Below are 18,656 nucleotides of genomic sequence, written 5' to 3' on the forward strand. Positions count from 1 at the left end.
ACTTAATTATAGCAAATATGCCCAATTATTCCAACTTACATTTTCCTTACGCTCATACCTGCTCGATATCCGCGTGAAAAATCTTGATTTTTCACACTAATAAAGATTGATAGCTTAAGAGGTTCGAGATATAATGTATCATGAAATGCTAATTCATAGCTAAGAAAGGAAAGATTATGATTGACTATTTTATAGATTTTTTTGAAAAGTATGATTATCCGAAACAAGCCATCAAAGATTTGCTCTCCTCCTATCAAACTTTACTCTCCAATCAAGATGCTTATTCCATATTTGAGGCCATAGTTAAGCAATATGAGTTGGATGATAGATTTATAATTAAAAATTGTTATCCACAATTAGAGGAGGTTGCTAGTAAAACAAATCTCAGTCCTTATACCATTTATCTCCTCTTCTTTCTTTCTCTATCTAAAATAACGAAAGAAAAATACATAGCAAAAAATTATTCCATTGAAATATTTTATGAATCCATGGCCGATTTAAAATATAAGATGTTAGAGTGTTATAAAATAAATAATATTTACGGAAATCGCGTTCCATGGTGGGAAGATGGATTTTTTGATTTAACCCGTGTAGCTCTTGGACGTCTGCAATATGAAATTGTTGAACAGGATACCACTCTTGTTATTGGCGGTCATTTGATTTCTAAAGGAGATTCTGTAATCAACATGCACATCCCGTCAAGTGGTCCATTGACCGTACAAGATTGCATGGACTCCTTTTGTAAAGCTGCGGAGTTTTATAAAGAATATTTTAAAGAGCGCCCTACTGTGTTTGTATGTCACTCTTGGTTGCTATTTCCACATCACTTAGAGTTTCTTCCAAAGGATTCAAACATTCTTAACTTTATGAAATTATTTACCATATATAATACAGAATTTGATGAAAAGAAATCTGATTTATGGAGAATTTTTTATAATGAAGAAAATAAACCTATTTCAGAATTACCTAGAACTACATCATTGCAGCGTGCTTACGCAGACTGGTTACTAAACAGCAAACCAGTAGGCTGCGGTAAAGGTATTTTCTTGTTTCAGGATGGCAAGATAATTTCATAGATAATGATTTGAAAAGCTGATTTTCCTAAAGTATAATTACTTAGCCAGGAAAATCAGCTTTTCTTATATTCTTAATATATAGGATTTTAGAACTCAAAAGCCAGATACGTAAGTGTTCCAAAGTTATAACTACGATGAAGTAATTTCGGTTCCTTTTTCTGCCCGCTTCCAAGAGCAATGAATAACGGAACAATATGTTCTTCTCTGGGAACAGCTAATTTCGCATGAGGGGCTAAGTTCTGATAAGAAAATAACTCCTCAAGGTTCTTGTTTTCTATCTTTTCAACTAACCAATCATCAAATTCCACTGCCCAGCGAATTGGCTCCTTTACATCAGCTAGAGTACTCAGATTATGAACGGTTGAGCCGCTGCCAATAATGAGGATGTCCTCTTTCGCAAGGGGCTTTAATGCTTCTCCTATTTTGTATTGCTCCTCCATAGGCATAAATGGATTCACAGAAATTTGTATCACAGGTATCTCTGCTTCCGGATACATGAGATACAAGATATCCCATGTTCCATGATCAAGTCCTCTCTTTTCATCAAGACAACTCTCAATGCCCTTATTTTCAAGCAGACTTTTTACTTTTAGAGCTATTTCCGGAGATCCTTTTGCTAAATATTTAAGAGCATATAGTTCTTTGGGAAAACCATAAAAATCATAAATCATGTCATAAACGCCATTAATCGAAGAAATTGTGGTAATTTCATTTTCCCAGTGTGCTGTAAAAACAACAATCGCTTTTGGTTTAATTTTAGAACTATATTCTTTTAAAAATGCGGTATATTCGTTCTTCTCAAATACGATGGATGGACCACCATGACATATAAATAAAGATGGTAACATGTCTATATTCCTCCTTTCTGATTTGTTTTATTTTTTATATTTCATATTATATATGCAATCTGTTATTTCTAGATTAACCAGTTCTATTTACTAATTCTCTTTTCTAACTCTTTTTATTAACTCTATTTATTAACTCTATTTGTTAACTCTATTTGCTAATTCTCTTTGCTAACTCTATTTTATTACACTATTTTATTACTCTATTTAACTATTCCACTTTTAATAGCATTTCATACTGTCCTACATATGAGGTAAAACCCACTTTAAACAAAAAGTCCTCCACTGACTTTAACGGTGTTTCAATATTAAGTATACTTAGTTTTAAGGCTTCTGTATTCTTAGCTAGCTCTGTAACAATATTGCTTGCAATCCCTTTCCCTCGATGTTCTTTATGGACAGCAATTTGAGGTATGTCACCAGTCCTTTTATCGATGATTCCATAGCCAATGATTATGTTATCATTTCTTACTATAGCATAATGAAAGTCTTCCGGTACCGCTTTTACGGATTCAATGGAATTCTGCCAAGATGGTCTAAAATCCCAGAATTCCTTTAACATTTCTAAATCGATACTTTCCACACTTTCTACGCTATATGCAGTTTTTTGAGACAAATTGTTCTTATCTAAATGGTAACAAGAAAATGTTCTTTGAATTTCAAATCCCTGCTTCTGATATAATAATACAGCGGATTGATTGTTCTGCAATACTTCCAGCAGATACTGATCAATGCCTCTTTCTCTCATTCTTTCTTTGACTTGTTGTAGCATTTCACTTGTAACACCACGTCTTCTATAGTCTGCTATCACGCCTGTCCCAAGGTCATATACAGTTTTCTTCCCATTCCAATCACGAAAACCATTTAAAACAAATGCAATTAATCTCTCGTCCTCAAATGCTCCTATCGAGAGTGTAGGATCAAATCCCCTCCGTTTTAGCATCTGTTGAAACTTCCAAAAAGGTAAATCAATTTTAACTTGATAATCAGAAAATGCTTCTACAAAGGCAATATGTATTGTTTCTAATTTTACATTCTCTAACATTCTATAGCAAATCATTTTTTCCCTCCGTTACTATAATTTAGTGTACTTTGTGACGATTAGATTCAAGCTCAATATCTTAACGCCTTTTATAATAATACTACCTACGAATAAATAAGAAAAGAGATATAAGAATTAATTATCCTATAATAATTCTTATATCTCTATATCCTATTAATGTAAATTAATAACTGTTGCTTTAGGACGTGTCATAGTTTCAATGGAATAACGGATTCCTTGCGTACCGAGACCTGAGGATTTTACCCCCAAGAATGGGAAGTGATCTGGTCCACGTTCTGTTTTATTATTAATTTGTACAGTACCAACTTCTAATTTATCTGCAACTGAGAAAGCATCATTAATATTTTGAGTAAATACAGCACTTTGTAATCCATAATCCGATTCGTTAGCAATTTTAATTGCTTCCTCAACGGTTTTAACTCTCATAACAGGTAATACAGGACCAAATGGTTCTTCCCAGGCAATTCTCATATCAGTTGTAACATTATCAAATAGTGTTGGAGTTATTAAGTTTCCACTTCTCTTTCCACCAGTAATTAAAGTTGCCCCTTTATTAAGAGCATCCTCAATCAAGCCACAAACAAAATCAGCCGCTTTTTCGCTGATGAGTGGTACAATCGTAACATCCTTTTCAGAAGGATTTCCTGTCTTTAATTGTTCAACCAGTACTTTCATCTTTTCAATCAAAGAATCTGCTATAGTTTCATCTGCTAAAATTCGTTTCACGGCTGTACATCTTTGCCCGGAATAAGAATAACCTCCAGCAACAATATTTTTTGCTGCAAGATCTAAGTCAGCATCTTTTAAAACAATGGCAGCATCTTTTCCACCAAGCTCCATCATAACTGGAACCATCGATGTGATTTCAGAAATATGTTTACCAACTTCCGTACTTCCAGTAAAGTTAATAAAATCAACGCCTTTATGCGTTACTACATAGTCACCTATTTCGGAACCTTTTCCGGTGATTACTGATAAAACACCTTCTGGAATACCAGCCTTATAAAACAAATTCGCTAGATAAACACCACTTAAGGAACCTTGTGTTGCAGGCTTAAAGACAACCGTATTGCCACCAACTAATGCAGGCGCTATTTTGGAAGCTGCTAGATTCACTGGGTAATTAAATGGAGAAATTGCTAGTACTACACCCAAAGGAACTCTGGTAACCATGGATATTTTATCTTGACTAAATCCCGGAAAACGGTCACTTTGAATAGTTTCTCCTTGCATACTTTTCGCTATATCTGTAGTAAATCGTATAAAATCTGCTGTTCTTGAAACTTCGGAACGCGCTGACTTTTCATCCTTTGCTATTTCTTTCATAAGTAATGCAGAGAGTTCATCGATATGTTCCATTAACAAGTCTGCAACTTTATTAATTCTATCTGCCTTTTCAAAAAGAGGTATCTCCTTCCATTCCTTAAATGCTTTTCTGGCTTCTTCTAACTTTTCGTCCACCTGTTGTTTAGTCATTGCAGGAACTGTTCCCAATAATTCATTATCGATGGGTGATCTAATCTCTATTTGATGATCTGTATAATTTTCCTTCATTGTATCACTCCTTTCAAAAGTGTCATATATCATTCTTACGCTTTTTTTTGATTTTAATTCATGACTATTGTTATTGTATATGTTTATAGTAAGAAATCATGACCATTCTTAAGAAAAATTTTTTATTAAATACAAGATAAATTAGATTCATTACTATTTTTATAAAATAAATCTAACAATTGCTGTGTACTAATATCAATATACTTCCATAAGAAGCATATGTCAATTCAATTTCTTCTTTCTACTTTTCTTTCTGCCAAACACTTAAAGAGTAGATTTTCCTTATCTTTTATAGGCTTTAATTAAAATTCCTGTATGTAACTACCTATTTTTATCTTAAATAATAGATCTATAGGTAGTATAGACTTGAATATTAATATTAATTTCTATTACTATTATCCTTGTAAAATATCAAATTATGTAAATTCATTTGTTATCTCTTAAGAATTAATATTATCAAGAAATAAGTTTAATATATTTAATTTTAAAATTAATTATTTTAATATAGTGATTAATATTTTTAATTATGTTATTGACATATTTAATTCTGAGTTGTATATTGTAATTAAATAATACTACAGGATGGTGAAAACAATGAAATACAAAGCTCCAGGTAAATGCCCCGTATGTGGTGAAAAACTTTCCATTACAAAACTCGGTTGTCCCAAGTGCTCCACATCCATCGAAGGAGATTTCCAACCTTGTGAATTCTGCCGTCTTCCAGAAGAAGAACTCGAGTTTGTCAAAGTATTCATAAAATGCCGCGGCAATATTAAGGATGTAGAGAAAGAACTTGGTATCTCTTATCCTACGGTTCGTGGCAAACTAGATTCTGTCATAAGAGGTCTTGGATATGAAGTATCCTCAAAAGAATTGATTAAGGAAAACGAAGATAAAACAGTCGCTAAGAATGAAATACTTGACCTGTTATCAAAGGGTGAAATCTCCCCGAAAGAAGCGACGGAACGAATTAAGAATCTATAATTATTAGGAGGTCCAATCTATGAGTGAACAACAAAAAATATTAGAACTGATTGAAAAAGGACAGATTACTGCTGCCGAAGGTATGGAGCTTTTAGAAGCTCTGAATGTGACAAAGGAATCAGAAACAATTCACAAGGTTGAATCCGTAACAACCACAAAGCGCAACTATAGATTCCTTAAGGTTAAGGTCACCTCGGATAATAATTCCGTTAATGTTAACGTAAATGTTCCGCTACGTCTGCTGACCACAATTGGTGAAATTGCTGACAAGATGACTAATGTGGTTCCTGCAGATGCCAGAAGGGAGATGGAATCGAAAGGAATTGACATTTCCAGCATCGATTTTGCAAAAATAATCGAGGAGATTATAAACGGTACCTTAGATGATCCGAATATCGTTGATGTGGAGGCCTGGGATGAAAGTCATAAGGCAATGGTAAAGGTGAGAGTATATGTCGATTAAGGGCTTTCGTCTATTGTGGATTAAGCTACAGATTAAAAACACAAGGTTATTTCGTATTCCCTTTCCAATCCCCTTGTTTATCTTTCAAGAATTATTGGACTGTTTTCTGGATTTACTGACCGTTGCATGTTTTTTTGTACCGAAAGTACCTGATTCGAATTCATCCTCCCGAATCACCATCTATTCCGTAAAAACACTTGTTATTATGGTAATGAAACTGCTGACTTCTTTAACAGAGGGTGAACCCTATGATCTCGTCGATGTTACAACTGACAAAGTAAAGGTTTTAATTAAGATCAGGTAAAACATGTCCATAGGAGGTAAAAATGACGAAACTGTTCATGAAATATATATCTATCATACTAACGATATATCTACTGTCATTTGCATTGCATACAATTCAAATCGGCAGTATCCCGTCACTTCTAATCATGGGGTTGGTGCTGTTAGTGGTGAATCTTGTATTAAAGCCAATTCTACTGTTGATTACACTACCATTCAGCCTGCTGACCTTAGGATTTTTCAGCTTAATTGTAAACGCTTGGACAATTATGATTGCAGATTATTTCGTAACAAACATAAGCATGGGTGGCTTTCTTAATTCACTGCTTGCTGCCTTTTTCATCGTTATCTTTAATCATTTACTCAAGGATATGAATAAGGTATCAAATTAATTAGTTACAAATATTAAATGTGCCTGTAATATCATACTATTCTATCAAATTCCTATATTGTGGCTCCTAACATACAACAAACCCACTGCAATGACGTAGTGGGTTGTTTGCTTGCCTGAAAGAGGCTTATGATATTACTTCAGTTATGGACCGAAGTTAATTATTCTGTGTAAATAAATATGTTCCAATTCCTACCGCTATCGTAAGATTTAGAGAATCCACTTCTTCTGATTGCGGTATGATGATGCTGGTTCCTACCGACAGATAAGAATCATCTAGCCCCGTAGCTTCATTTCCAAATACTAAAGAAAAAAGCTTTGGTTTGGGGCAATCATTAATCGTTAGAGGTTTTTTCCCATTCAACATAAACGTAAAAATTTCGTGATTTGGATTTTGTTTCTGATACTCTGAAAAACTTTCAAAATACTGATGTCGTAATCGAAATAATGCCCCCATAGAGGAACGTACAACCTTAGGATTAAAAACATCTGCCCCAGGTTCGATAAACGATACATCATGGATTCCAAAGCCAACAGCTGTTCTTAGTATCGTTCCTAAGTTCCCCATATTACTTGGATTTACTAATACAATTTGAGATTTTGTAGCATCTACTGTACAGGAATACTTTTCAAATACCCCCACTACGAAAACATTCTCTTTATCACTAACCTTTGCTATTGTTTTATCCCCTTGAAGTACTGGAATATGGTTTTCTTTGCATATCGCTTCCAAATGTTCTCTATCTGTAAACGTGCTATGAATATATACTCCCTTAACAATATCAGGTCTACTCTTAATCATTTCTATGGTTGGAAAAGCTCCTAATGTATAGGAATACTCAAAGCTTTTCTTATATGGTTTAATTGGTTCCATCTTTTTCCCTTTCTGCTTGTCCTATCCTCTTCTTATTATAACTAAGAATTTATAACTTGTACACTCTTTCTCTTAAGTTTAGTTTAATGACGGAAATCACTAATTGGTTTTGGTCCACGAATAACACGCCGAACGGAGCGATAAATTCCTTCTTCGTCTGCTTCCATTCTCCACTGTACTACCATAATCTCATTATTCACAATCTCAATTCCATTAATCCCTTTTGTATGAATGCAACATCCGCTATTAAAATACGAAACTTCTCCTGGTTTCGGGAATTTTAGACGATGTGTATGACCACATACTAAAATCACCTTGTGCTTTCGGATCCAATCGTTATAGTTTTTTTCAACTTTATGTCTTTTATAGATGTTTTTCGCAGGACTAGATGGATTTTTAAAACCGACAAGATGCATAAATCTCCAAAAATAGCGCAAGAAAAACATATTGATATACCAAAGTTGATCATTCATTAAATCACCTTGGTGACCATGAACAATCAATATCTTTTGCTTCGAATGTTTTTCTCGCAATAGAAGTGATTCGATAGGTTTTAAGTTTGGAAATAACTTCTGTCTATTCCCTAGGTATTCATCATAAAAGTAATAATAACTCTTCGCAACATAGAACGGATTTCTTAAAAAGATGTTATGATTTCCATATAACATAATCATTCTATTATTATTATAAAATTTCTTCAACTCGGTAAACACATCCGTATGAGCTGCCCGTATGGTTTGAAACTTTGGATGCTCCCATAATTCATCACCATCTCCTGCCTCAATGTACGTATAGCCTTCTTTATAATAATGCTTTAATGCCGATACCATTATACTTTGATTTCTTGCAAATTCATCAGAGATAGAATCATCTCCACGATGGATATCACTAAAAATAATAATCTTTGAATTTTTATCAAAACTCATTACATTGGCATGTTGATATGCTTTCGTTAGTCTCTTATTCGTTTGCATTTTCTCACTCCTTTAACTTTTGAATACTAGTATTCCCAAAATGGAAAATAAAAAACAAATGGAAAGTATACTTGACATTTCATAATCAATATGATATTTTTAAAATGTAAAGTATACTTTCCATAAGCAGAAAGGAGTAGGTTTTGAAAAATCGTTTGGAAGAAATCAGAAAACTACACGGAATAAAACAAGAAGAGTTAGCAAATATTCTTGAAGTTTCAAGACAAACCATTGGCTCCTTAGAGAATGGCCGCTACAATCCTTCCATATTATTAGCATTTAAAATAGCTCGTTATTTTAATATGAGGATTGAAGATATTTTTATTTATGAGGATGAAGTGTGAACGAAATTTAATTGCGCAAATGAAGTTCAGAAATGGAGGCAAAAATGAAATCAAGAAGTATCGCAAAAAATGGGATTTTTATTGCATTCAGTATCATGTTGTTAATCGCAAGCGTATTTTTACTAATAAAATATCCCGATGCAAAGGGTATGCTACAAACCTTACCATTTATCTTAATTGGCATCGGCAGCGGAATCCTAGGTACTAATATTGGTATTGTGGTTCAACAACATATTTTTAAGAAAAATCCAAACGCTCATAAAAAGTTCAAAATTGAAGAAAATGATGAGCGTAATATCCAATTAAATCAATATTCAAAAGCAAAAGCTTACGATGCTACTATTTATCTATATAGTGCTCTCATGCTTTACTTTGCATTAATTGGGGCAAAACTTATCTTATTACTACCTCTTGTTGGATGTTATCTTATTAGTATCGTGATCCGTATGTACCATCTTTATCAATGTCAGAAGAAGATGTAACAACAATGAACACGTTTATTAACTTTTATTAACAAGAGCAAAAAAGAGTGGAGAAAAAACATTCAAAGTCACTTTTGAATATTTCTTCTCCACCCTACCTCTTCTTCACTCTGCCTTTTCTTCACTCTACCACTTATCCACACTTTTCGATTAACTCTAAATGATGCTCTTTAATAAATTCATGAGCTTCTTCTAAAAAATGCTCTATGCTTACCTTATGCTTATAAAGTTCTTTTATATGAGTCATTACTGGGATTCCCTCTATTTTTTGAACATAGAATTGTTCATAAGCCTTCTGAGGAATCGGTACTATCTCTTGAAGCATTGGCTCATTTAAAGTCTGATCTACAATCAATTCTTCCAAAAACCATAAAGTTTCCGGATGCATCGGCTCAACACCTTCTGGGAATCCATGCATCTGCTTCCATTTTTCATAAAATACGAAATGGTTGATCTCATGAATCGCTGATTCAGTTCTTCATGACGTAAGCTTAATTCTCTTAACACGATTGGTTCCACAATATTATATATCTCATTTCTTGTCATCGTATCCTCTATCTTACCACGCAAAGTGGGGAATAGTTCATAGACACCTTCCGAAAAAGGTCGGCTCTTATTTTTCGCCAAAAACTCCGGATCTAGAAATCTCGCTATAAAACTAACATTCAACAAAGGATCAATCATTTTAACCGTAATATGTGGTACCATTTTATTTCCCATGTTCTTACCCCTTCCCGAAATTATTACATTGTTCATGAAAGTAGCTAATCTAAGAAACTAATTCTCATATTAAGAATATAATAATCACCTACCTCGCGCAAAGCATGGTATTCATAATTAAATGTTCCGTAATAACCAAGCAATTTTGCTACTCCACGAGCAATCTCTGATACCGAACCAGCATCTTTTTGTGGGTACATAAGACTAATCCATTCTTCTCCCTGTTGATAACGCTTTACATATTCTTTGCTATAATCCTTCCAAGTTTTTAGAAGATTTCCGTTTTTTTGGTATTCCTTGATTAGTTTTTCATCTTCTAAATCTTTTACCTCTTGTGTATAAAGATCCTTCATCGTTAAGAACTTTGTAGCATTACAGCTTGGATAGTCTTTCTCATTCCACTTATGTCGTAAAGACTTCATTTGCTTATCATCTAATAGAAAATAAGTATAAAGTACCCTACCTTCCTTGTCTGGGACAGGATCATCCCAAGTACTGTCTACATGATACCAGCCATCCTCTAGCTTTACCATATTCCATGCATGAGAGACGCCGCCACCTGTTCCTACAACAAAACGGTTTTCAATGGATAAGTAATTCATGAATAGCTCAAATGTTTCTGCATATCCTTGACATACCGCCTTACCATCAAACAAAACTCCTTCTGGATGATATGATCTGTTAGAATACTCAAAATATTCTGTATGTAAAACCAAATAGTCATGTACAAAACGAATCTTTTCTACCACAGTCATATGGCTTGTAATATTCTCTGCTAAGATTAGCTGAATTTTATTTATGACCTCTTTTTCCATTTTAGTTAGCTTACGATAATCGCTTGAAGTATAAATTGTGCAGTAAGAATAATATGACTGATTACCTACCGTAGCGGTGATTACAACATTTCCCTTTGCTAGAAACTTCACTTTACCATTCTTCGTAACAGTCGCAACCTTTTCATTAGAGGATGTCCAAGCTACTTTCTTTGTCGTTCCAGAAACTGTTAATGTTGTTTCATTATTAATCACGCCAAGATAACTATTACAGCTTAATACTGGTCGCTCCACTGTTACTTTACAGGTATATGTCTTTCCTAAAACTTTAGCACTAACTGTTGTTGTTCCCTTTTTTACTCCTTTAACATAACCACTGGAGCTCACTGTTGCAATCTTTTTATCTTTAACGCTCCATGTCACCTTTTCCTTTGTCCCATTTATCGTTAGTTTTGTTTTATCTCCCACTATCACATTTATGGAGTTCTTCGATAGTTTAATCTCTTCCGTGGTTTTTGCAAACACATATTCTGATTCAAAACACCGAAATGGAAGGTTCGAAGCAATGATACAAGATAGGATTAGAAACAAAGGGAATATCAATAATTTTTTTCTGTTTTTGCATAGACTACTTTGAAAGATTCTATGCCATTTCTTAATAGTACTTTCCATTACAATCCCACCTTTCTGTAAATATTTATCGTAAGTATTATTAGATTCTGTAATGATTTAAATAATGTATTACGAACTTTCTGTAATCATCTATCGTAATGTATTACTAGCTTTATTTTATCCTAAGTATAACTTTATGTCTATCTTAATCGACTCTGTGTCGTTTAGATGCAAGAATATATGCCTATCATTCATAGTATAACTCACCTCTCAGTACAAGTACATCGCGTCTCCCAGTACAAGTATAATGCATCCCTCATTACAAGTATAACGCACCTCTTATTTCAAGGACAACGAATCTCTTATCCAAACACTTTATATTACTATTCATTTTAAGTACGATATAATTATGTACCTATGTTGAAAGAGACAGAAGTGATAACAAAAAAACTTTTATGTTTTATTTGTTATCACTTCTGTCTCTTATAATAGTTAGTAAATCATAGAAAAGAATCTTCTTTATATTTCATTATCATTGCTTCACTTATTATAAATGTATCTATGTCTATTTACTATAAATACCTACCTATGATCAAGCAAGTATGGTTTGTAAACTCTCTTATTTCTAATCATTATTTCTTTTCCCTCACTAAGAAGCAGCAAACTGGCTCTCATATAACTCTTTATAAAAGCCCTTCTTTGCTAAAAGTTCCTCATGACTACCTTGTTCTATAATATTTCCATTTTTCATTACAAGAATAACATCTGCATTTTGTATTGTTGATAATCGATGAGCAACGATAAAAGTTGTTCTTCCCTGCATCAGTTTCTGGAAAGCACTTTGTATCTTAACCTCTGTTCTCGTATCAATTGAGGACGTAGCTTCATCAAGGATTAGGATAGGTGGCACACTAAGCATTACTCTAGAAATACAAAGAAGCTGTTTTTGCCCCTGAGATAGCATACCGCCGTCTTCTCCTATGACAGTATCGTAACCCTTTGGCAACCTTTTAATAAAGGAATGCGCATGAGCCTCCTTCGCGGCACTGATTACTTCTTCCCTGGTTGCATCTTCTTTTCCCATCTTTATATTTTCGAGAATTGTTCCAGCCTTTAACCAAGTATCCTGTAAAACCATACCATAGCTTTCGCGAAGACTGTTCCTCGTTATATTCCTAATTTCCTCACCCTCAACCAAGATAGCTCCATGATCTACTTCATAAAAACGCATTAATAAATTTATGATTGTTGTCTTTCCACACCCCGTTGGTCCAACAATAGCTATCTTTTGCCCCGGATGAATTTTTAGGTTTAGGTTTTCAATCAACTTTTTCGATTTATCGTAAGAGAAATTGACCTCATTGCATACCACGTTGCCTTTTACATCTGTTAATATCACCGCATTTTTACTATCTGGGATTTCAACGGGTTCTTCTAATAATTCAAAGATACGTGCGGCACAAGCGATTGCATTCTGCAGTTCCGTAATAACTCCTGAGATTTCATTAAATGGTTTCGTATATTGATTGGAGTAACTTAAGAAGCTGGATAATGCACCTACCGTCATAGTTCCTCTGATTACCGCAAACGCTCCCGTTAGTCCTACCCCTGCATAAACCACTGCATTTATAAATCTTGTAGCTGGATTTGTTATCGAGGAATAAAAGATTGCACGCAAAGAGTACTTCTCTAACCGTTCATTTACTTCATCAAATCGCTTAATGACCTCTTCTTCTTGATTATATGCCTTTACTACTTTCTCATTACCTAACATCTCATCAATCAGGGTAGTTTGCTCTCCTCGTGTCCTTGATTGTGCCTGAAACATAGCGTAGGTTCTCTTTGCTATAAAATTTGCCACAAAGAGTGAGATTGGAGTTAGTAAGACAACAAATAGCGTAATACCAATATTTAAACGAAGCATAAAGAATAATGTTCCGATGATTGTCATAATTCCTGTAAAAACTTGAGTAAACCCCATAAGAAGTCCATCTGCAAATTGTTCGACATCCGCAATCATTCGGCTGACAATCTCACCGGATGGATGAGAATCTAAATATTTTAGCGGTAAGACTTCAATTTTCTCAAAAGCTTCCTCACGAATATCTCTAACAACCTCATATGTCACCTTATTATTTAAAATACTCATGAACCACTGGGCAACAGCGGTGACTCCAACAATAATTGCAACTCGTAACAAAATATCACGTATTACAGGAAAATTCACACTGCCATAAACAATTTCATCAATTGCTTTTCCTATTTCAATCGGTACATAAAGTGTTAAAGCAACTGTGATAAGCGCCAGTATTAATGAAATAAGAAGAAAAATCCAATAGCGCTTTACATATCTTAAAACCTTTCTAATCGCTTGTTTTTGTGTAGTTTTCTTCTTTTCCATGGGATCGGTAGCTTTTCTGGTTTTATTCGTTTCCATCAAATCTGAAGTTTTTCTGGTTCTCTTCTTTTCCATAGAATCAGTAGCCTTTCTGTTTTTCTTCACATTCATAAAGCCTTCACCTCCTTCGGAAATTGAGAATAATAGATTTCTTGATAAACTTCACAGTTATCTATTAGTTCGCTATGCGTTCCCTTCCCTACAAGCCTTCCGTCTTCAAGTACTAATATAAGGTCTGCATACAAGATAGATGACGCACGTTGAGAAACAATAAAGACAGTAGGTTGATAAGAAAGGCTCTTAATTGCGGAACGTAATCTAGCATCCGTTGCATAATCGAGTGCTGATGCACTATCATCAAGGATAAGAATTTCAGGTTTTTTCACCAACGCTCTCGCAATGGATAAACGTTGCTTCTGACCACCGGATAAATTCCTACCGCCTTGCTCTATGGATGCTTCAAGACCGCCCTTTGCGTTTACGACATCCGTAGCCTGGGCGATTTCTATTGCTTCCTCCATCTCCTCGATACCAGCTTCATTTTTCCCAAAATATAAGTTTGACTCAATTGTTCCTTGAAACATGACTGCTTTTTGCATTACGATTCCAATGTTGTCTCGAAGTTCTTTTATCGGATAATCTTTAATATTCTTACCACCAAGAAGTACTTCTCCCTTTGTCACATCATAAAATCTTGGAAGCAGGTTCACCAGCGAAGATTTTCCGGATCCAGTGCCTCCAATTATTCCAATGGTCTGCCCTTTTTTCACTGTAAAATCGATATCCGATAAAGACTCTTCTCCTGCTCCCTGATATTCTAAGCTGACGTTTCGAAACTCAATGCTGCCCTCTTTCTCTAGATTCAAAATTCCGTTATTCACATTTTCCATGCTATTTGTTATGTCAAACACATCCGCAACACGATTAGCACAAGCTACTGATTTATTGACTGTAATTATCAAATTCGCTAATTTTATCAGTTCAATTAGAATCTGAGACATATAACTGTATAGCGCAATCACCTGCCCCCTTGTCAATGCACCATAATCTACTTGTACTGCCCCTACCCAAATCAAGTACGCTGTCGCAATATTAATGATTACATAGGTTACAGGATTCATTAGTGCAGAGAGAAAACCTGCCCGCTTTTGCTTTCTTGTCAGTTCGCCATTTCTTTGATAAAATTCCCTGCGTTCCTTCTCTTCTCTTCGAAAGGCACGAATTACTCTAGTGCCTAAAAGATTTTCCCTTGTAATCTGTAATACAGAATCCAAGTTTTTTTGAACCCTCTTCAACATCGGGATGCTGATAGCCATGATACCAAAAACTACGATGGACAATAAGATAATCGCAATTAAAAATATCCAGGCCGATTTTGTATCTATCGTAAATGCCATGATCATTGCACCAAATACAACAAACGGAGAACGCAAAAAGAGTCGCAGCACCATATTTACCCCGGTCTGTGTCTGATTCACATCACTTGTCATTCTGGTTATCATGGTCGAGGTACCAAGAGTATCTATTTCATTAAAAGACAAATTCATCAAATGTGCAAACAAAGCATGTCGTAACTTTGTAGCAAATCCGACTGCTGCCTTTGCCGAATAAAACTGTGCAATTACAGAACATACAAGTCCAATGATACCCAATCCAACAAGAATAAGACACATATTGACTATGTATGATTTGTCTCCATGTTCAATTCCCGTATCAATAATTGCTGCCATCACCAATGGCACGATTAACTCAAAAGAAGCTTCCAGCATCTTAAAAAGAGGTGCTAAAACGCATTCTTTTTTGTAATCCCTTAAGTAAATGTACAATCGCTTCACGATTTTCCTCCCTTAAAAAAAGCTTGTAAAATATCTTGTAATATCTTACCATAGATAAAGATATTCGTATAATATTTATATCCTATAGTTTATATATGTTTTTTGTATAGTTGATTTACAACCTCTAAATTAACCCATATAATAAGCTTTGTGTCATACCTAGCTTTTAACTTATGTATTCATCACAGATTGTATTATAGACTTTCAGCTTATGTATTCTTCAAAGATTATATATTACTATGTTCTCTAGCATAAGCATTCTTCAAAGATTTTTAAGCTAATATATATCGCATTTTTTAAACTAATATATTTTCACAGAATATAATTACCAATATATTATACAAAATAAGTAGAAAGGAGACTCTTATGGATTTAAAGCAACTTCAATACTTTGTAACCGTTGTTGAAGAAGGAAATATCTCAAAAGCTGCAGCAAAATTACATCTCACTCAACCACCGTTAAGCACTCAACTGAAATGCCTGGAAAATGAATTATCCGTTACCTTATTTGAAAGGGGTTCCAGAAAGATTGAACTTACTCAGGAAGGTAAAATTCTTTATGCAAGAGCTCAATCTATATTAGAATTAACGGAATTATCAAAAAAAGAGCTACTCGACTATTCATGTGGTTCTCTCGGAACACTTCATATTGGCATAGTTTCCTCTGTCGTTGATAGCTTTTTATACAATCTCATGCCAGATTTTCATAAGCAATATAAAGAGATTCGTTACGATCTCTTTGAGGGAAATACTTATGAGCAGATTCAAAAATTACGCAATAATCTAATTGAACTTGCAATCGTTAGAACACCTTATCAAGCAGAAGACCTTTCTACTCTTGTACTTAAAAAAGAGTCCATGATGGCTTTTGGTCATAAACGCTACTTTCAACAAATGGACATAAAATCTCTTTTACAACAACCTCTAATTTTATATCGCCGCTGGGAGAAAATTATTTACGACTTATGCCATTCCTATAGTATAACACCAAATATCTTTTGTATGAATGACGATGCGAGAACAACGGTAAGTCTTGCAAATGAAGGTTATGGAATCGGTATTATTCCGGAATCAGCCGGACTGATTATTGCCCGTAGTATGACAAAGGAAGAACAATTATCAAAAGAAAAGTTATTAACTTGTTTAGAATTAAAAGAAGCTCGTTTAGATTCTGATATCTGCTTATTGTATAAGCCCAATGGTTATATTTCAAAAGCTGGGAATTTATTCATCCAATATTTGAAAGAGAAATCGTCCACCCTATAGGTGAAATATTCCCAACTTTCATAAAGAATAATAAAAATACATCTCATTGTGTAATGATACCTTATCAGTCTTTGCTATTTTTCTGATAACGGATTATTTTAGAGCAGACTGAACTTCGTTATCGCTCTAAAATAGTTACACATCCTTTGAGATGTATTTTTTATATTGTTTATTATTAATAAGCTTTTTAAACTTTTTTGTTACTGATTCAATTGGTAACCTAACTTATTTTCTAGTACTCCATCCATCGCACGGGTAAAGTCACTCACTGCCTTTTCTCTCCATTTTGTTTCGGTTGGGTAAAACATCTCGAGATAACGTTCCTTCATAATGTCATTCATTACGGAATTCGTAGATGGATACCAATGATTTCGATTTTCATCCACTGTATATTTTAAAGATTTTACGGTATCTAAAAAACCATCTCCTAAGGTTCCAAACTCAAAACAGGTCGAAAATAAATTTTTCGTAGAGCCCATATGTTCTGCCAATCGGTAATAATAATCTGTTGTATCACCTGTTGTAGGATAAAAAGACTTAGAATCAGATGCGATTATTGTATCGTATTGGAATGCTTCTTTTGTCTCTGCTTCTGTCATTTTTTCATACATTGAATTAAATATTACCATATTATATCTTGGACCATATCCAGTATGAAGATCTATATGCACGATATTTTCATATTCTCCAGTTAGAGTGTATTGAAAAACCGATTTTAAAAATGCTGTGGATACTTCATCTCCATCACCACCGTAATAAACCCCTTGTGGGTACTCATATTGACCTCCAAGTAAAGCATTAGAAATGGTATCAGCACCGTTTGCTACGATTTGTTTTAACATGCCTCCAAGAAAACCACCTTCATGTAAAAAGGCATTCCCAAGTTTCTTTTTCGGTTCTAAGAAATTTTTAACTAACGGATAATCTTTATTCACACTTTTATCAAAGTCATCCCAAGAATAGATAAAGTTTCGGTTTAAGTCTACATTATTTTCGTTGTAACGGCGTTTATATTTCATACCGTATGGGTTTACATTAGCAACGACTAAAACTCCGGTATTCGTCAAATTTAAATTAGGATAAATCTCATCAAAAAATACATCAAGCATTGTTGCTCCTACATATCCTTCAATTCCATGTACTCCAGTTGTTAGAACAATAAGATTCTTTTTTTCTTCCTTGCTGTCACAAAGGATGGTATCGATATAAAGTCCATCCTCCTCATCAATCGGATAATTATATGCTTCTGATAAATACCCTGCAGCTGCTAATTCCTCAGCTTTTTTCGCGATGTTTTCACGTACCTCACTATACTCATTGAGAAAGGAATCACGATAAGCATAGTCCTTCCCAGGTTCCTCCTGGCGTATAAAATGTAACATAACATAAGGTGCAATAAAGTACAACATTAGCATTACACCCGCTGCTATGCCTAAGATATAGACTATTTTTTTCTTTTTTGCTTTTCCTTCTTTTTTCATATGAACTCCAATCTGCGTGTTTTCACAACGTACTAATTGTCTTTTAACCAATCGCACCTATATTTTTCGTTGTAAAATTACAAGCTTTTATTTGGTATAAATTTTCTTCTTAGTACCTTGTTTTTTATTTTCCCTTACATATGATAGAAAGTTATCCATAATAAGTCAATAGTATTTATAGATAATCTATAACAATACTAGAATAATTTAATTAATATACATGCACGAAAAAATTAATT

Annotated in this window: 19 protein-coding genes; 8 read left to right on the plus strand and 11 right to left on the minus strand. The window is 34.2% G+C overall.

Annotation, left to right across the window (positions count from 1 at the left end; genetic code table 11):
• Positions 1-176: 176 nt before the first annotated feature.
• Positions 177-1,076, plus strand: coding sequence for an acyltransferase domain-containing protein (locus tag CPHY_RS20860; RefSeq protein ID WP_012200430.1), 900 nt, complete (start codon positions 177-179; stop codon positions 1,074-1,076).
• An 86-nt stretch (positions 1,077-1,162) separates the two neighbouring features.
• On the opposite strand, the gene CPHY_RS12475 is transcribed toward CPHY_RS20860, so the two are convergent.
• From CPHY_RS12475 to CPHY_RS12485, 3 genes are all read right to left on the minus strand, one after another.
• Positions 1,163-1,924 carry a DODA-type extradiol aromatic ring-opening family dioxygenase gene (locus CPHY_RS12475; protein WP_012200431.1) on the minus strand — a complete coding sequence of 254 codons (762 nt, stop codon included), beginning with the start codon at positions 1,922-1,924 and terminating at the stop codon, positions 1,163-1,165.
• A 208-nt stretch (positions 1,925-2,132) separates the two neighbouring features.
• Positions 2,133-2,981 (minus strand): GNAT family N-acetyltransferase, encoded by an 849-nt coding sequence (locus CPHY_RS12480; protein WP_012200432.1) that lies wholly within the window; start codon positions 2,979-2,981, stop codon positions 2,133-2,135.
• A 156-nt stretch (positions 2,982-3,137) separates the two neighbouring features.
• Positions 3,138-4,538, minus strand: coding sequence for an NADP-dependent glyceraldehyde-3-phosphate dehydrogenase (locus CPHY_RS12485; RefSeq protein ID WP_012200433.1), 1,401 nt, complete (start codon positions 4,536-4,538; stop codon positions 3,138-3,140).
• A 594-nt stretch (positions 4,539-5,132) separates the two neighbouring features.
• Between CPHY_RS12485 and CPHY_RS12490 the strand changes: the two genes are divergently transcribed.
• The 4 genes from CPHY_RS12490 to CPHY_RS12505 are packed head-to-tail and all read left to right on the plus strand — an operon-like array spanning position 5,133 to position 6,659.
• Positions 5,133-5,522, plus strand: coding sequence for a DUF2089 domain-containing protein (locus tag CPHY_RS12490; protein WP_012200434.1), 390 nt, complete (start codon positions 5,133-5,135; stop codon positions 5,520-5,522).
• Between the two features lie 19 nt (positions 5,523-5,541).
• Positions 5,542-5,985 (plus strand): SHOCT-like domain-containing protein, encoded by a 444-nt coding sequence (locus CPHY_RS12495; protein WP_012200435.1) that lies wholly within the window; start codon positions 5,542-5,544, stop codon positions 5,983-5,985.
• On the plus strand, positions 5,975-6,289 hold the full coding sequence (locus CPHY_RS12500) for a hypothetical protein (protein WP_041703641.1): 315 nt from the start codon (positions 5,975-5,977) through the stop codon (positions 6,287-6,289). The genes CPHY_RS12495 and CPHY_RS12500 overlap by 11 nt, the downstream gene beginning before the upstream one ends.
• Before the next feature lie 22 nt (positions 6,290-6,311).
• Positions 6,312-6,659, plus strand: a complete 348-nt coding sequence (locus CPHY_RS12505; protein WP_041703643.1) for a phage holin family protein — start codon at positions 6,312-6,314, stop codon at positions 6,657-6,659.
• Positions 6,660-6,815: 156 nt separating this feature from the next.
• Here the strand turns inward: CPHY_RS12505 and CPHY_RS12510 are convergent, their stop codons facing one another.
• Positions 6,816-7,532: a TrmH family RNA methyltransferase gene (locus CPHY_RS12510; RefSeq protein ID WP_012200437.1), complete on the minus strand. Its 717-nt coding sequence runs from the start codon at positions 7,530-7,532 to the stop codon at positions 6,816-6,818.
• Positions 7,533-7,615: 83 nt separating this feature from the next.
• Positions 7,616-8,506 (minus strand): metallophosphoesterase, encoded by an 891-nt coding sequence (locus CPHY_RS12515; protein ID WP_012200438.1) that lies wholly within the window; start codon positions 8,504-8,506, stop codon positions 7,616-7,618.
• 143 nt (positions 8,507-8,649) lie between these two features.
• Between CPHY_RS12515 and CPHY_RS12520 the strand changes: the two genes are divergently transcribed.
• Positions 8,650-8,850, plus strand: coding sequence for a helix-turn-helix transcriptional regulator (locus CPHY_RS12520; RefSeq protein ID WP_012200439.1), 201 nt, complete (start codon positions 8,650-8,652; stop codon positions 8,848-8,850).
• Positions 8,851-8,894: 44 nt separating this feature from the next.
• Positions 8,895-9,332 carry a hypothetical protein gene (locus CPHY_RS12525; protein ID WP_012200440.1) on the plus strand — a complete coding sequence of 146 codons (438 nt, stop codon included), beginning with the start codon at positions 8,895-8,897 and terminating at the stop codon, positions 9,330-9,332.
• A 133-nt stretch (positions 9,333-9,465) separates the two neighbouring features.
• On the opposite strand, the gene CPHY_RS12530 is transcribed toward CPHY_RS12525, so the two are convergent.
• The 5 genes from CPHY_RS12530 to CPHY_RS12550 form a co-directional block, all read right to left on the minus strand.
• Positions 9,466-9,720, minus strand: a complete 255-nt coding sequence (locus CPHY_RS12530) for a hypothetical protein (RefSeq protein ID WP_012200441.1) — start codon at positions 9,718-9,720, stop codon at positions 9,466-9,468.
• The gene (locus CPHY_RS12535; RefSeq protein WP_012200442.1) at positions 9,684-10,052 is read right to left on the minus strand and encodes a hypothetical protein; all 369 of its coding nucleotides are present in this window, start codon (positions 10,050-10,052) and stop codon (positions 9,684-9,686) included. The genes CPHY_RS12530 and CPHY_RS12535 overlap by 37 nt, the downstream gene beginning before the upstream one ends.
• A gap of 44 nt (positions 10,053-10,096) precedes the next feature.
• The gene (locus CPHY_RS12540; RefSeq protein WP_012200443.1) at positions 10,097-11,497 is read right to left on the minus strand and encodes an Ig-like domain-containing protein; all 1,401 of its coding nucleotides are present in this window, start codon (positions 11,495-11,497) and stop codon (positions 10,097-10,099) included.
• 589 nt (positions 11,498-12,086) lie between these two features.
• On the minus strand, positions 12,087-13,874 hold the full coding sequence (locus CPHY_RS12545; protein WP_408611174.1) for an ABC transporter ATP-binding protein: 1,788 nt from the start codon (positions 13,872-13,874) through the stop codon (positions 12,087-12,089).
• Between the two features lie 68 nt (positions 13,875-13,942).
• Positions 13,943-15,670, minus strand: a complete 1,728-nt coding sequence (locus CPHY_RS12550) for an ABC transporter ATP-binding protein (protein ID WP_012200445.1) — start codon at positions 15,668-15,670, stop codon at positions 13,943-13,945.
• A 366-nt stretch (positions 15,671-16,036) separates the two neighbouring features.
• Between CPHY_RS12550 and CPHY_RS12555 the strand changes: the two genes are divergently transcribed.
• The gene (locus CPHY_RS12555; RefSeq protein ID WP_012200446.1) at positions 16,037-16,936 is read left to right on the plus strand and encodes a LysR family transcriptional regulator; all 900 of its coding nucleotides are present in this window, start codon (positions 16,037-16,039) and stop codon (positions 16,934-16,936) included.
• Positions 16,937-17,136: 200 nt separating this feature from the next.
• On the opposite strand, the gene CPHY_RS12560 is transcribed toward CPHY_RS12555, so the two are convergent.
• Positions 17,137-18,417 (minus strand): DUF2817 domain-containing protein, encoded by a 1,281-nt coding sequence (locus tag CPHY_RS12560; RefSeq protein ID WP_012200447.1) that lies wholly within the window; start codon positions 18,415-18,417, stop codon positions 17,137-17,139.
• Positions 18,418-18,656: the final 239 nt, after the last annotated feature.

The organism is Lachnoclostridium phytofermentans ISDg, from assembly GCF_000018685.1.
In the GTDB taxonomy this organism is placed as follows: domain Bacteria; phylum Bacillota; class Clostridia; order Lachnospirales; family Lachnospiraceae; genus Lachnoclostridium; species Lachnoclostridium phytofermentans.